General features: G+C 35.8%; 13 protein-coding genes, 1 tRNA gene and 2 pseudogenes. 14 read left to right on the forward strand and 2 right to left on the reverse strand.

Annotation, left to right across the window (positions count from 1 at the left end; all coding sequences use genetic code 11):
* The first annotated feature begins 54 nt into the window (after positions 1–54).
* The 6 genes and pseudogenes from E8M05_RS02040 (at position 55) to E8M05_RS02065 (ending at position 6,591) form a co-directional block, all read left to right on the forward strand.
* Positions 55–873, forward strand: coding sequence for a PRD domain-containing protein (locus tag E8M05_RS02040; protein WP_048791313.1), 819 nt, complete (start codon positions 55–57; stop codon positions 871–873).
* A 70-nt stretch (positions 874–943) separates the two neighbouring features.
* Entirely contained in the window at positions 944–2,311 is a 1,368-nt protein-coding gene (locus E8M05_RS02045; RefSeq protein WP_053092472.1) for a PTS transporter subunit EIIC, read from the forward strand.
* A gap of 23 nt (positions 2,312–2,334) precedes the next feature.
* Positions 2,335–2,826 carry a PTS sugar transporter subunit IIA gene (locus tag E8M05_RS02050; RefSeq protein WP_053092473.1) on the forward strand — a complete coding sequence of 164 codons (492 nt, stop codon included), beginning with the start codon at positions 2,335–2,337 and terminating at the stop codon, positions 2,824–2,826.
* A 13-nt stretch (positions 2,827–2,839) separates the two neighbouring features.
* On the forward strand, positions 2,840–4,312 hold the full coding sequence (locus E8M05_RS02055; RefSeq protein ID WP_061100090.1) for a glycoside hydrolase family 1 protein: 1,473 nt from the start codon (positions 2,840–2,842) through the stop codon (positions 4,310–4,312).
* A 367-nt stretch (positions 4,313–4,679) separates the two neighbouring features.
* Positions 4,680–5,870, forward strand: a pseudogene (locus E8M05_RS02060) (IS110 family RNA-guided transposase).
* A gap of 337 nt (positions 5,871–6,207) precedes the next feature.
* The gene (locus E8M05_RS02065) at positions 6,208–6,591 is read left to right on the forward strand and encodes an HAD hydrolase family protein (RefSeq protein WP_325052501.1); all 384 of its coding nucleotides are present in this window, start codon (positions 6,208–6,210) and stop codon (positions 6,589–6,591) included.
* A gap of 350 nt (positions 6,592–6,941) precedes the next feature.
* On the opposite strand, the gene E8M05_RS02070 is transcribed toward E8M05_RS02065, so the two are convergent.
* Entirely contained in the window at positions 6,942–7,244 is a 303-nt protein-coding gene (locus E8M05_RS02070) for a hypothetical protein (protein ID WP_013851482.1), read from the reverse strand.
* Entirely contained in the window at positions 7,241–7,660 is a 420-nt protein-coding gene (locus tag E8M05_RS02075) for an HIT family protein (RefSeq protein ID WP_013851483.1), read from the reverse strand. Before E8M05_RS02075 ends, E8M05_RS02070 begins: the two co-directional genes overlap by 4 nt.
* Positions 7,661–7,723: 63 nt before the next feature.
* Between E8M05_RS02075 and E8M05_RS02080 the strand changes: the two genes are divergently transcribed.
* From E8M05_RS02080 to nusA, 8 genes and pseudogenes are all read left to right on the forward strand, one after another.
* The gene (locus E8M05_RS02080; protein WP_013851484.1) at positions 7,724–8,449 is read left to right on the forward strand and encodes an ABC transporter ATP-binding protein; all 726 of its coding nucleotides are present in this window, start codon (positions 7,724–7,726) and stop codon (positions 8,447–8,449) included.
* Between the two features lies 1 nt (position 8,450).
* A complete protein-coding gene (locus E8M05_RS02085; RefSeq protein ID WP_048791316.1) occupies positions 8,451–9,485 on the forward strand; it encodes an ABC transporter permease in 1,035 nt (344 codons plus the stop codon).
* Positions 9,486–9,549: 64 nt separating this feature from the next.
* Positions 9,550–10,344 carry a cell cycle regulator CcrZ gene (gene ccrZ, locus E8M05_RS02090; protein WP_012961430.1) on the forward strand — a complete coding sequence of 265 codons (795 nt, stop codon included), beginning with the start codon at positions 9,550–9,552 and terminating at the stop codon, positions 10,342–10,344.
* Complete coding sequence (gene trmB / locus E8M05_RS02095; RefSeq protein WP_003063401.1) at positions 10,344–10,982, forward strand: tRNA (guanosine(46)-N7)-methyltransferase TrmB; 639 nt, start codon at positions 10,344–10,346, stop codon at positions 10,980–10,982. Before ccrZ ends, trmB begins: the two co-directional genes overlap by 1 nt.
* A 41-nt stretch (positions 10,983–11,023) precedes the next feature.
* Positions 11,024–11,108: transfer RNA gene (locus tag E8M05_RS02100), tRNA-Ser, on the forward strand.
* Between the two features lie 399 nt (positions 11,109–11,507).
* Positions 11,508–11,985, forward strand: a pseudogene (locus E8M05_RS11770) (hypothetical protein); the annotation flags it as partial.
* A 252-nt stretch (positions 11,986–12,237) separates the two neighbouring features.
* Positions 12,238–12,723: a ribosome maturation factor RimP gene (rimP, locus tag E8M05_RS02110; protein WP_172456429.1), complete on the forward strand. Its 486-nt coding sequence runs from the start codon at positions 12,238–12,240 to the stop codon at positions 12,721–12,723.
* A gap of 84 nt (positions 12,724–12,807) precedes the next feature.
* Positions 12,808–13,998: a transcription termination factor NusA gene (gene nusA, locus E8M05_RS02115; protein WP_043910362.1), complete on the forward strand. Its 1,191-nt coding sequence runs from the start codon at positions 12,808–12,810 to the stop codon at positions 13,996–13,998.
* The last annotated feature ends 13 nt before the right edge of the window (positions 13,999–14,011 follow it).

The raw sequence follows: 14,011 nt of genomic DNA on the forward strand, positions 1-14,011 counted from the left end.
TTTGTGTGTGATGGCGAGGTCGAAGAGTTTTTTTGCATTTAAGGAGGTTGCTGTATGAGGATAGTGAAAAATATTCATAATAATATTTCCCTTTGTTTGGACAGTAAGGGAAATGAAGTAATCGCTTTTGGAAAAGGGATTGGGTTTATGAAACCGCCTTATGATATTCCAATCAATAGAATTGAAAGAACATTCTATAACGTTAACCCAATGTTTATTGATATGTTATCTCAAATACCGGAAGAAATAATTCAATTAAGTACAGAAATTATCGATTACGCAAATCAACTTTTAAAGACAGAGTTTAATGAAAATTTAATTTTTACTCTTGCCGATCATATTACGTTTAGTATTCGCAGATATAAAGAAAATATTCATATAGATTTGCCTTTGAGCTATGAAGTAAAGCATATGTATCCTAATGAAATGCAGATTGGTGAGCATGCTTTAAAACTTATCAAACACAGATTGGATATAGATTTGCCAAAACAAGAAGCAGCACTAATCACTTTACATGTTATTGATTATGGACTAGCTACAGTTGAAACAGGTACAAAAGGAAATCAAAGCAAGATCGAAAAGTGTACTCAGATCGTTGAAGAGTGTATGGGCTTAAAAATTGATAGAGAGGGATTTAATTATTCAAGATTTGTATCTCATATGTATTACTTATTAGAAAGAGTAATGAACAATAAAGAGATCAAAACCGAAAATAAGAAGATGTTTGATCAATTGATTGATGAATATCCTAAGACATATGAATGTGCAAAGAGAATTTGTGAAGCATTAGATATATTACCGAATGATGAAGAAATGATGTATGTCATTCTTCATGTGAATCGATTGAGTAATCGAGAAGAAATAGTTGAATAAGGTTTTTACGATACATAAAAGCGCGCAATGTATCGAAAAAATATATTAAGAAATTAGGAGGAAGCTTGAAATGGCTAAAAAAGATTATAAAGAATTATCGAAAGAGATTCTTGAAAAAGTTGGTGGGATCGGAAATATTACTCGTGCCTATCATTGTATGACTCGTTTACGTTTAAATGTTAAAGATAAAGGTTTGGTTAAAGTAGAAGAAATTGAAAAGCTTGATGGTGTAACGGGTTATCAGTGGAATGGTAATCAGCTACAGATCATTATTGGGCAACATGTAGATGATGTATATCAGGATTTTTGTAAAGTATCTGGATTAAATACAGAATCAAAGATTGAAGAAAACTTAGACGATGAAAAATACAAGTTTGGAATCAATACGATTTTTCAAACACTGGCAGCAATTCTATTACCTGTAATTCCTGCTATTGCCGGTGCCGGTATGATCAAAGGTATTTCGACAATTTTAACTTCTTATTGTGGAGTTGATGCAGAGAGTACATTTAATGTTGTATTGAATATGGCTGGTGATTGTGCTTTCTATTTCTTACCTTTCTTAGTGGCATGGTCTTCCGCAAAACATTTTAAGACAAATATCGCAATGGCAATCTCTTTGGCAGGTGTCTTGTTATATCCGACAATGACAGCGGGAAATACAGCAGGCTTAGAAGCGATGAGCTTGTTTGGTTTACCGATTCCGTTTCCTAGATATTATGGAAGTACAATTCCGATTATCTTGACAGTATGGGTATTATCTTATGTTTATAAATATGCGGATAAAATTATCCCTAAGAGTTTAAGAATTGTATTTACACCAATGGTTGTATTATTGATCATGACTCCATTGACATTAGTTGCGATTGGACCTTTGGCAATGTATATTTCTGAACTTTTGGTTGGTTTGTTTAATTTCTTATATGGTTTATCTCCAATCATTGCCGGGGCAATCATTGGTGGAACTCGTTTGTTTGTTGTAATGACAGGCATGCATTTATCATTGAGTACAATTTGTTTAGGAAATTTGGCTGGATTGGGTTATGACTGGTTATTGCCTATGCATACAATGGGGACGCTTGCATTATTTGGAGCCTGCTTGGCTGTATGGATCCGTGCAAAGAAATCAGAAAATAAACAAATTGGAGCTTCTACTGCGATTTCAGCATTTATCGGTATTACCGAACCCGGTATTTATGGCGTATTCTTGAAATTTAGAAACGCAATGCTTGCGACAGTTGTTGGCGGTGCTGTAGGTGGTGCAATTGTCGGTATGTTTGGTGGTCGAGCATCGGCATATGTTAACTCTTGTATTTTATCTACTCCGGCATTCATGACAGATAATTTTTGGTGTGTAGCTTTAGGAATGGCAGTATCGGCTATTGTAGCTTTTGTGATCGTAATGGTTCTTGGAATTAAAGAAGACGAAAAAATTTAGAAAAATAAAAGGAGATGTTTACTATGGGATTTCTGAATATGTTCAAAAAGAAAGAAACGTTACCGAATATTCCGGATGACAAGATGGTTTCTGTATGTGATGGTGAAATGATTCCGGCAAAAGATATCAAAGATGAGATGTTTTCAAAAGAAGTTCTGGGAAAAACAGTAGGTTTTATTCCAATATCCAAAGAAATCGTAGCTCCTTGTAATGGGGTTTTAGAAGTCATGTTTTCAACCGGACATGCGTTTGCGATTCGCATGAAAGATGGTACCGGAGTATTGGTTCATGTAGGTATCAATACAGTTGATTTAGATGGAAAAGGGTTCAATGTACATGTTAAACAGGGATCTCATGTAAAAGCCGGACAAAAAATTGTTGATGTTGATCTGGAAATGGTAAAGGAAGCCGGATATGATCCAACGACAATGTTGATCATTACTGAAGGTGTTGACAATAAAGAATATTCTTTTAGTTCATTTGGACAAAAGACAAAAGCAGAAGTTGTACTATAAGGAGGAAATGATAATGTATACAAATGAAGGAAAATTAAACTTCCCAAAAGATTTTTTGTGGGGTGGTGCTACAGCCGCAAATCAATGTGAAGGCGCATGGGATGAAGATGGAAAAGGAATGACGATCCAAGATTGTTTAGAATTCCGTGCAGGTAACATTTCAGATATGGGAAAACAATTTGCGTTTTCTTCTAAAAATCTGGAAATGGCTCAAACAGAGAATGATATCAATTATCCAAAACGAAGAGGTATTGATTTTTATCATCATTACAAAGAAGATATCGCACTGTTTGCGCAAATGGGATTTAAAGTGTATAGAATGTCCATTTGCTGGTCAAGAATTTATACAAATCCTGAAGATAAGGTGCCAAATGAAAAAGGTATAGAATTTTATTTGAATGTACTTAAAGAATTAAAGAAATATGATATAGAGCCTTTGGTTACGCTTTCTCATTATGATGTACCGGTTGCACTGATCAATAAGTATCGTGGATGGTATGGTAGAGAATGTATAGATTTATTCATAAAATACGCAAGAACATGTTTTGAACACTTTGGAAAATATGTAAAATATTGGCTGACATTCAATGAAGTAGACGCCATGTTAAGACATCCGGTTACAAGTGGCGGGCTGATCGAAGACCAGTTTGATGATGTGCCATTTGAACAGGCGATGTATCAAGCCATGCATCATCAAATGGTTGCCAGTGCTTTGGCTGTTAAAATAGGACATGAAATTTGTCCGGATTCTCAGATTGGCTGCATGATGACAAAATTATGTTTCTATCCATTTACCTGTAAGCCGGAAGATAATTTGGCAACGCAACAAAGAATGAGAAGTGTTTATCGCTATGTCGATATTCAAGTATTTGGTGAATATCCTATTTATTTAAAGAAAGAAATCGATAATAAAGGATTTGAAGTTCATTTTGAAAAAGATGATGAAGAAATTTTAAAAGAAGGTACTGTAGACTTTGTAAGTTTTTCTTATTATATGACCTCTTGTTGGGCAGCTAGTACAGAAGGATTGGAATTATCTCCGGGAAATACCTTTAACGGAGTTAAAAACCCATATCTTCCAAGCAGTGAATGGGGCTGGCAAACCGATGCTTCGGGATTACGTTATTCTTTAGTAGAACTGTATGATCGTTTTAGAAAGCCATTATTTATCGTGGAAAATGGTTTAGGCGCAAGAGATGTGGTTTCAGAAGATGGAAAAGTGCATGATCCTTATCGTGAAGATTATTTGAAAGAACACGTATGTGCTATGAGTGATGCGATAAACTTAGATGGTGTTAATTTGATTGGTTATACTTGGTGGGGATGTATTGACTTGATTTCTGAATCCACACGAGAAATGAGCAAACGTTATGGATTTATCTATGTTGATATAGATGACTATGGAAATGGTACATATAATCGTATCAAGAAAGATAGTTTTGAATTCTATAAGAAAGTAATCGCATCAAATGGAACTGAGTTATAATTATGAAGAGTTTTGTGAGTGATTTAGATGGAACTCATTATGGGGTAAGATGTTTGGATTTCTATAAACAACCTATATATTCTATCATTATGAATGGGGTAATCATTTTAGATAGAAATAAAACATTCTAAGATTAGTAGTGAGGAAATCTCTGACGAGAGAAAGTACTTACTACTTTTTCATTATGTTAAAGTAGAGGTGTCTTGTTAAGTCGTAAGTTCTTTAGGCGCTAGACGTCGTATATAAAACTGGCAAGACATCATTGTTTTAGGTGGAATTTTATCGAAGTATGTGGGACGTTTAACGTCGAGTATTGAAAATGAAATCATTAAAACAAGGAATCATTCAAGACAAAGAGGTATTTATCATGAGAGTTGTTTTTGGAATTGATGTGAGTAAGGCAAGTTCAGAAGTTGCTATTCTAGTTAATGGAGAGAAAATCCATAATTACACAATAACAAATGACGCCATCGGATTTGCACGTCTCTTGAGCGATTTAACAATCGTCCAACAACCCCGAAATCATCTTTGAGGCAACCGGAGTCTACTCTCGGCGCCTCCAGGTCTTTCTTGAAGACAGTGGCTACGCTTATACACGACTCAATTCACTGGAAGCTAAGAAACAACTCGATAGCTTAACAGATAAAATTGACGCTGAAAAGCTAGCACAATCTCAGTTTGTGCTAAATAGAAAGCCAACCTACGTTCAAAAAGAAGTCTATCAAAACTTACATGATTTAAGTCGATTCTATCAGAATCTAACTGAAGATATTGTTCGTACTAAGAATCGACTTCACAAGGTTTTACAAGTGACTTTCCCTGAATTGGAGGAGCCCTTATCTGCACCTACTGGAGAACAATACTGGAAATTGGTTATTGCTTTTCCTAGCAGGAACTTCGTTCTCAATTTAAGTGAAGGTGAGTTAACCGACGTCATTTCTCAATCCACTTCTAAACGAATCTCTGATAAACGCATTGCTTATTTGATTGACAAACTTAAACCGCTTGCTAAACAGTCATACTGTGCTGTTAAGAAAAACTCTCCTATGACTGAAGAAGTAAGATATTATGCCAAGAATTACTTAGACTAACAGAACGAAGACAAGTCGTACTGGATGAAATGGTTAGTCTAGCTCAACCATTACCCGAGTACGATATTCTATGCTCTATTCCTGGTATCGCTGAAGCAACAGCAACAAGCATTATCGGAGAACTCGGGGACATTCGCCGCTTTCAGTCTGCCAACCCAATTAATGCCTTTATTGGTATTGATTTAAGGCATTACGAATCTGGAAACTTTCTTGCCAAAGAACACATCACAAAACGGGGAAATCCTTATGCTAGGAAAATTCTCTATAAATGCATTCACAATATCGCTGTTGCTAGTCACACTAATCCCAGTCATATTGCGGACTTCTATGACAAACGAAAAAGACAATCGCAAACAACTTCAACGAAGCCACATACGATTGCCGCTGTACATCGTCACATTCGGACAATGTATTACCTCATAACGCATAACAAACTTTACGACTATACTGCTACCCAAAGTCATTAAAGTCGTCTATGCTCAATTATTGTAACACCTTATTTAAAAAATTGATAGTAAGGTGATGATTTTGTGTACCCTTTTTTTGGAAAAATCAGCTGACAGCATCCTCTAAGTAAAGGTATTAAACATTTTCTAAAGAGAATTACCTTGTTATAATTGACAAATGGTAGAAAAAATAATTTATAAACAGATTGTTGTTCCTCAAGTTGCAGAGAACATTATGGAAATATTATTCAACTATAATGTTGGATATATTATAATAGAGTAAGATATACGTTGGATTGTATCGTAAAGAATATAATATATTGAGTGTTGTTCTATATGGAGTATTTGGAATAAGAGAATATTAAAAAATAGAAACCAAGAATATATAAACTACATGTTATCTCATTTTCAATTTGAAGCGGATGTTCGAAAGATTAAAGATCAGGTGGTAAAGATTGATATATTAGAGTTAAATCCTACCAAATATGTCCAAAAGTTAATGGAAATTAATCAATGGGATTCAAATGAAATTTATGTATTCGGTTATGGGGACAATGATAGTGATATGCTAGACTATTTCAATCATTCCTATACACCATCAAATGTTTCTGAGAAAGCAAAGTGCAATGTTTTTCTAACTTATGAGGAAGTTGTCTTATCGGCAGCTTCTTTTTGGGATACAAAGTATAAATTTAATTTTTATGTCATTTTATACAAATTAGGTACTACTTTTATTCAATAAGTAATATAAATTATGAATACATTCTGATAAACGACGTCAAACTTAATTCAAAATGAAATTTTATAACTTTTTGCAACATGCTAATGTTAAACAAACTATATTTGGCTCCCTTTTAGCACTCTTTATTAATAGGGAAAATATATATTCTTGTATCCATAGACATATAAAAGCAAGTTCAAAAGGGAAATAAATGAAAGGTTGATTTCTTATTAGTCACTTGTAAAAATATTAATGTACTAAGAACTAGTTGAAGTGTCAGATATTGAAATAATTTATCAGAAATCATGTCACTATTAACTGTTGAATATGGCTGATAAAACCACCAAGCCTTTTAGCTTGGTGGTTGTTGCTTAGTTTTCTTCTTGATATTTTGCTAGCGTTGCTTTGATTTGCTTTAAGCGGCTATTGGTTTCTTGTTCAAAAAGGCGACGTTTGTAATCCAAATCTTGGCTGATTGTTTGAAGTGTTGGAAGCTGGTTGTTAATGTCGTCAATACTGCGACGAATTTTTACGATGTCAGTTGAAATTCTTTCGCTAATGTCATCAGCTTCTGCGATTTCTGCTTTAAATTGGTCGCGGTTTTTATAGACATGATAGGCTGCATATCCTGCGCAGCCAGCCACGCCGAGTGCGATAAGATGTCTTAATTTCATGCTTTTACCTCTTGAGAGATTTGCTCTGCTAATTTGCCAAGAGCTTCAAAGTTAGGTTCATGTTCTGTGAAAGCAAATGTGACTTCATCGTTAGCATCATAACGTGGGATGAGGTGGACGTGTGCATGGAAAACAGTTTGTCCAGCGACTTCTTCGTTGTTATTAAGAATGTTCATTCCGACAGCACCAGTAGCTTTTTGGACGGCACGTGCGACTTTCGGTAAACGAGCAAAGAGTGTTTCTGATGTTTCTTGAGACATGGCAAGAACATTACGGACGTGCTCTTTTGGAATTAATAGAGTATGTCCTTTAGTTGTTTGTGAAATGTCTAAAAAAGCAAGTACTTGGTCATCTTCATAGACTTTTGATGACGGAATGTCACCAGCGATAATGTTACAAAAGATACAATTTTCCATTTGAATCACCTATAATCCTTTGATTTTGTTATAATTATTATATCAAAAATTTGTGGGTATCTTATGTTAAAAATTGAAAATATAACTGGGGGATATATTAACATCCCTGTCTTAAAAAATATTTCTTTTGAAGTTGGTGATGGTGAGCTTATTGGCTTGATTGGTTTGAATGGGGCTGGTAAGTCAACGACAATCAATGAAATTATTGGGCTCTTAACGCCATATCAAGGGCAAATTTCGATTGATGGTTTGACTTTGGCGCAGAATCAGGCAGAATATCGTAAGAAAATTGGATTTATCCCAGAAACGCCAAGTTTATATGAAGAATTGACTTTACGTGAACATTTAGAAACAGTTGCAATGGCTTATGACCTTAATTATGATGAGGCGATGGCGCGTGCGACAGAATTGTTGGAACTTTTCCGTTTATCTGATAAATTAGAGTGGTTTCCGATTAATTTCTCTAAAGGGATGAAGCAGAAGGTCATGATTATTTGTGCCTTTATGGTTAATCCAAGTTTGTTTATCGTTGATGAGCCCTTTTTGGGCTTGGACCCATTAGCAATTTCTGATTTGACAGAATTATTGGCGCAAGAAAAGGCAAAAGGAAAAGCGATTTTGATGTCAACACACGTTTTGGATGCTGCTGAAAAGATGTGTGACCGTTTTGTGATTTTGCATCAAGGGAAAATTCGTGCAACTGGTACATTAGCAGAGCTACGTGAAGCATTTGGTGATGAGACAGCAACGCTTAATGATATTTATATGTCATTGACTAAAGAGGTGTGATATGAAAGAAGTTTTTCAAAAGCGCCGTAGTGCTTTTTTAGGGCAATGCTTAAAGTATCTTCGTTATGTCTTTAATGACCATTTTGTGCTAGTCTTGGTTTTCTTAACAGGTTTTCTGATGGTTCAATACAGCCAGCTGTTACGTCAGTTTCCAAGTCAGACAGTCGTTATTGACGTGATTTTGGTCTTGGTTATCCTTGTTTTGCTTAGCCTTGGGAAGATTGCGACTTATTTGGAAGCACCTGATAAATTGTTCTATTTGCCAAAAGAAATTGAGATTTTGCAATGGCTATCACAGGCAAGACGTCGTGCTTTTGTGATTTGGACAATCGTGCAAACGGCAATTCTTGTTTTATTAGCTCCCATCTTCTTTAAACTAGGTTTTTCAACGGTTACCTTTGGCATTTTATTGCTTGCTTTAGCGGTTGTGAAATGGCTTGTAATGAAAGAAAAAAGCAAGGTATTCTTTTCTCAAGGAAAATTTTCATGGGATGCTGCCATTTCTTATGAAGCAAAACGTCGTCAAGGAGTGCTTAAATTCTTTTCACTTTTCACAACGGTTAAGGGAATTTCAGCTAGTGTGAAACGTCGTTCGTACTTGGATAGTTTGCTTGGTTTGGTCAAAAAAACACATGCCAAAACATGGTCAAATTTATACCTACGTGCGTTTTTACGGAGTTCAGATTATTTTGCTTTAACCTTGCGATTACTCGCATTGAGCTTGCTTGCGCTTATCTTTATTTCCAATCGCTTGGTAGCAGTTGGCTTGGCTTTGGTCTTTAATTATTTATTACTTTTTCAATTATTAACCCTATCCCAACATTTTGATTATCAATATTTGACCAATCTTTATCCAATTTCTGAAAAGCAAAAGGCGGCTAATTTAAAGACATTTTTGAAAAAATTATCGTATTTATTGAGCTTTTTGGAGTTGTTATTAACGTTTTCTTGGCAAGCAGCAGGCTTATTGATTTTGGTAACGGTTATTATTACAGAATGGTATCTTCCTTACAAAATCAATAAGATGATTGACTAGGCGCTGTAAAACAAGTAAAATAGGAGTAAACAAACGATTCACGAAAGAAAAGGAGGGCGGACAGGTGACAGTATCGGATCAAGAATTGACAATGACTCCCTTGCAAGGTAAGAGTGGTAAAGCCTTTATTGGTCAATATCCAAACGGTGAAAAAATCTTTATTAAATTGAATACGACACCGATTTTGCCTGCACTTGCTAAAGAACAGATTGCACCACAATTATTGTGGGTACGTCGAACTGGCAATGGTGATACAATGAGTGCTCAAGAGTGGCTTGATGGTAGAATTTTGACAAAAGAGGATATGGGGAGTAAACAAATTGTCCATATTCTTTTGCGTTTGCACAAATCACGCCCTCTAGTTAATCAGCTGTTACAGTTGAACTATAAGATTGAAAATCCTTATGATTTGTTGGTGGATTGGGAAAAAAATGCCCCACTTCAAATCCAAGAGAATACTTATCTGCAAAGTATCGTCAAAGAATTAAAACGCAGTTTACCAGAGTTTCGTTCAGAAGTTGCAACGATTGTGCATGGTGATATTAAGCATAGCAACTGGGTCATTACGACTAGTGGTATGATTTACCTTGTTGATTGGGATTCTGTACGATTGACAGATAGAATGTATGATGTAGCCTTTCTTTTGAGTCATTACATTCCATATTCACGTTGGCATGAGTGGTTAAATTATTATGGTTACAAGGATAATGAGAAAGTACGCCAAAAAATTGTTTGGTACGGACAATTCTCATATCTTTCACAAATTTTAAACTGTTTTGATAAGCGTGACATGGAGCACGTGAATCAAGAAATTTATGGTTTACGAAAATTTAGGGAGTTAGTTAGTAAAAAGAAATAATGCGAGTTAGAAAACGTAAGGGTGCTGAGGAGCACTTAGAAAATAACCCACACTATGTTATTTTAAATCCAGAAGAAGCCAAAGGACGTTGGCGCGAAGTATTTGGTAATGATAATCCAATCCACATTGAAGTAGGTTCAGGAAAAGGAGCCTTCATTACTGGAATGGCTTTGCAAAATCCAGATATTAACTATATCGGAATTGACATTCAAGTATCTGTGCTTAGCTATGCTTTAGATAAAGTGTTAGATAGTCAAGCACCGAATGTTCGTTTGTTGTTAGTTGATGGCTCTGATTTGACAAATTATTTTGCAGATGGTGAGATTGATTTAATGTATTTGAATTTTTCAGATCCATGGCCGAAAAAACGTCATGAAAAACGCCGTTTAACTTATAAGACATTCTTGGATACTTACCGTCAAATTTTACCAGAACAAGGTGAAATTCATTTCAAAACGGATAACCGTGGTTTGTTTGAATACAGTTTGGCAAGTTTCTCACAATATGGCATGATTTTAAAACAAGTTTGGTTAGATCTGCATGCTAGTGATTTTGAGGGAAATGTCATGACTGAATATGAGGAAAAATTTTCTCAAAAAGGACAAGTCATTTACCGTGTTGAAGCACAATTTCAGTAATTAGTGGACTGGTTAAAGAAGTGGTTATCTAAGCTTCTTTCGGAGAGGTCGCATAGTGGTCGAGTGCGCACGCTTGGAAAGCGTGTAGTCCAATTGGGCTCGGGGGTTCGAATCCCCTCCTCTCCTTACAAAATTGAATAGTAAAAGATGCCCTTTATTTTATAGATAATGATGTAAAAAATCAGGGCATTTTTTGTACTCAATTATCGTAATGTTATTGAGATTTATGAATGGGAAAGACTCTCACCGATGTTAATAAATATTTAAAAAATAATAACTATAGTTTGAATATTTGGGAGCAAGCTGCTGGTAGTAAAACTACTTAGAATGGTGAGGCTGTAATGGTATTAGGAAAAGTAAGGGATTTTTTTAATCAAGCATCATTAAGTATTTTGCTGTGTTAATGTTATTGATACGCTCAGTGTATAACGGTGTTTTGATTGGCCATGACAATCTCATCGTTTTAGCAATCTTGGTAGGAATACTAGTCCTTATGAAAAATTATCAGTAAACATAATCTAGGTCTTGGCAGAAAATAATAGCATTGTTTACAATAACAATCAGGAAACAAATGAGGTCGCAAAAGAAATTCATCAGCTTACTGGAAATCAGAGCGATTCGTTAACGGATAGAATTTTGGTTGTAACGGCGGATAAAGAACATGTAGATAGTTATTTTATCCAATATGCTAGTTGTTATTATCCGTGGGATGCCAATGTTGATATACCAGAGATAATTTTGTGTCGGCTGACCAAGAATTTTTAGATTTAATGGCATTGTACAGCGACAGCGCAACAAGGTATTACCTCTGGAATGAAAATATTGATACTAGGGATAATTTCGATTTAACAGACGATGACTTTATTGCACTCTAAAAACATATGACGAAGTCTTGATTTTAGATGACCATTATACGTTTAATGCCTTGACGAAAAAATTATTTGGTCGGACATATTCCCCAGGATTGTATAAAGTATCAGACATTCTTGCTGGGAAAGGGTAAGTTTTCTAGCTTCATCAAGCATAAGTCTTGATATTTCAGATAAAATGTGCTATTATAATAGAAAATAAGAGGAAGGAGGCGAAGTTTGTGACTTCGCCTCTTGTGGTGCTTAAATCTCATTTTAGCTAAAAAGGCTAGTGATTATAAGAGATTAAGAGCGAAGTTCTACGATGAGACGCTACAAGTCCACTTCGTAGAAGTAAGTGATCGTAGTGAACTTTCTATTTTTGATTTTAAAAGATAAAGGAGGGGATTCTTATCGCAAACGCAAATACAATCATTGATGTCGTTACAGAAGTGGTTGCACCAGCTATTAAAGAGCCGTTTGAATTAGTTGATGTCGAGTATGAGAAGATGGGGAGCGATTATGTGCTTAGCATCTTAATTGACAAGCCAGAAGGCATTACGGTAGATGATACAGCAGAGTTGACTGAAATTATCAGCCCTTTGCTTGATGCCATTAAACCAGACCCATTTCCAGAGCAGTATATGTTGGAAGTGTCTAGCCCTGGTTTAGAGCGTCCGTTAAAAACGAAAGAAGCTCTTGAAAAAGCTGTAGGTTCTTATGTCAATGTTAGTCTCTACAAAGCGATTGATAAAGTTAAGGTATTCCAAGGGGACCTTGTTGCTTTTGACGGTGACACATTGACCATTGATTATTTGGATAAAACGCGGAAAAAAACAGTTGAAATTCCGTATTCGACAGTTGCAAAAGCGCGTTTGGCAGTGAAATTGTAGTCAAGTTTTACAAACTACAATCTGATTTTATTTAGATATAGACGAAAGGATACGCTCTACTGACCATGTAGAGCAATGAAAACAATGAGCAAAGAAATGCTAGAAGCCTTCCGTATTTTGGAAGAAGAAAAACACATTAACAAAGAAGACATCATTGATGCTGTGAAAGAGTCTTTGAAATCAGCTTACAAACGTCGTTATGGTCAATCTGAATCATGTGTTATTGAATTCGATGACAAAAAAGGTGATTTTAAAGTTTACACTGTTCGTGAAGTTGTTGAAGAAGTTTTTGATAGCCGTTTAGAAATCAGTTTGTCAGATGCGTTGAAAATCAGTTCAGCTTATGAACTCGGTGATAAAATTCGTTTTGAAGAATCTGTTGCTGAATTTGGTCGAGTTGCTGCTCAATCAGCTAAACAAACAATCATGGAAAAAATGCGCCGTCAAATTCGTGAAGTAACTTACAATGAGTACAAACAACACGAAGGCGAAATCATGACTGGTACTGTTGAACGTTTTGACCAACGTTTCATCTATGTTAACCTTGGTTCGCTTGAAGCGCAATTATCACACCAAGATCAAATTCCTGGTGAAACCTTCAAATCACATGACCGTATTGAAGTTTATGTTTACAAAGTTGAAAACAATCCAAAAGGTGTCAACGTTTTTGTAAGCCGTAGCCACCCACAATTCATCAAACGCATTATGGAACAAGAAATTCCTGAAGTATTTGACGGAACAGTTGAAATCATGAGCGTTTCACGTGAGGCAGGCGACCGTACAAAAGTTGCTGTTCGTAGCCACAATCCAAACGTTGATGCTATCGGTACTATTGTCGGTCGTGGTGGAAGCAACATTAAGAAAGTGATTAGCAAATTCCATCCAAAACGTTATGATGCTAAGGCTGGTATTGAAGTGCCAATCGAAGAAAATATTGATGTTATCCAATGGGTTGAAGATCCAGCGGAATTCATCTACAATGCCATTGCGCCAGCAGAAGTTGATATGGTTCTTTTTGACGAAGAGGACAGTAAACGTGCGACTGTTGTCGTTCCTGACAATAAATTGTCACTTGCTATTGGTCGTCGTGGACAAAACGTTCGTTTGGCAGCTCATTTAACTGGCTACCGTATCGACATCAAATCTGCATCAGAATACGAAGCACTTGAAGCTGAACATGAAGCAAACGCAGCTGTAGCACAAGAAGAAGTTGCACCTGTTGAAGAAGCAGCTGAATCTGTTGAAACTGAAGTTGTAGCAAACGACGCAGAGTAAAGAAAGATAGAGG

This window comes from Streptococcus pasteurianus (assembly GCF_004843545.1).
Lineage (GTDB): Bacteria > Bacillota > Bacilli > Lactobacillales > Streptococcaceae > Streptococcus > Streptococcus pasteurianus.

Bases quoted from the DNA above. Each gene is read 5' to 3' on its own strand.
- E8M05_RS02040 (WP_048791313.1), top strand. From the start codon at position 55: ATGAGGATAGTGAAAAATATTCATAATAATATTTCCCTTTGTTTGGAC.
- E8M05_RS02045 (WP_053092472.1), top strand. From the start codon at position 944: ATGGCTAAAAAAGATTATAAAGAATTATCGAAAGAGATTCTTGAAAAA.
- E8M05_RS02050 (WP_053092473.1), top strand. From the start codon at position 2,335: ATGGGATTTCTGAATATGTTCAAAAAGAAAGAAACGTTACCGAATATT.
- E8M05_RS02055 (WP_061100090.1), top strand. From the start codon at position 2,840: ATGTATACAAATGAAGGAAAATTAAACTTCCCAAAAGATTTTTTGTGG.
- E8M05_RS02070 (WP_013851482.1), bottom strand. From the start codon at position 7,244: ATGAAATTAAGACATCTTATCGCACTCGGCGTGGCTGGCTGCGCAGGA.
- E8M05_RS02075 (WP_013851483.1), bottom strand. From the start codon at position 7,660: ATGGAAAATTGTATCTTTTGTAACATTATCGCTGGTGACATTCCGTCA.
- E8M05_RS02080 (WP_013851484.1), top strand. From the start codon at position 7,724: ATGTTAAAAATTGAAAATATAACTGGGGGATATATTAACATCCCTGTC.
- E8M05_RS02085 (WP_048791316.1), top strand. From the start codon at position 8,451: ATGAAAGAAGTTTTTCAAAAGCGCCGTAGTGCTTTTTTAGGGCAATGC.
- trmB (WP_003063401.1), top strand. From the start codon at position 10,344: ATGCGAGTTAGAAAACGTAAGGGTGCTGAGGAGCACTTAGAAAATAAC.
- nusA (WP_043910362.1), top strand. From the start codon at position 12,808: ATGAGCAAAGAAATGCTAGAAGCCTTCCGTATTTTGGAAGAAGAAAAA.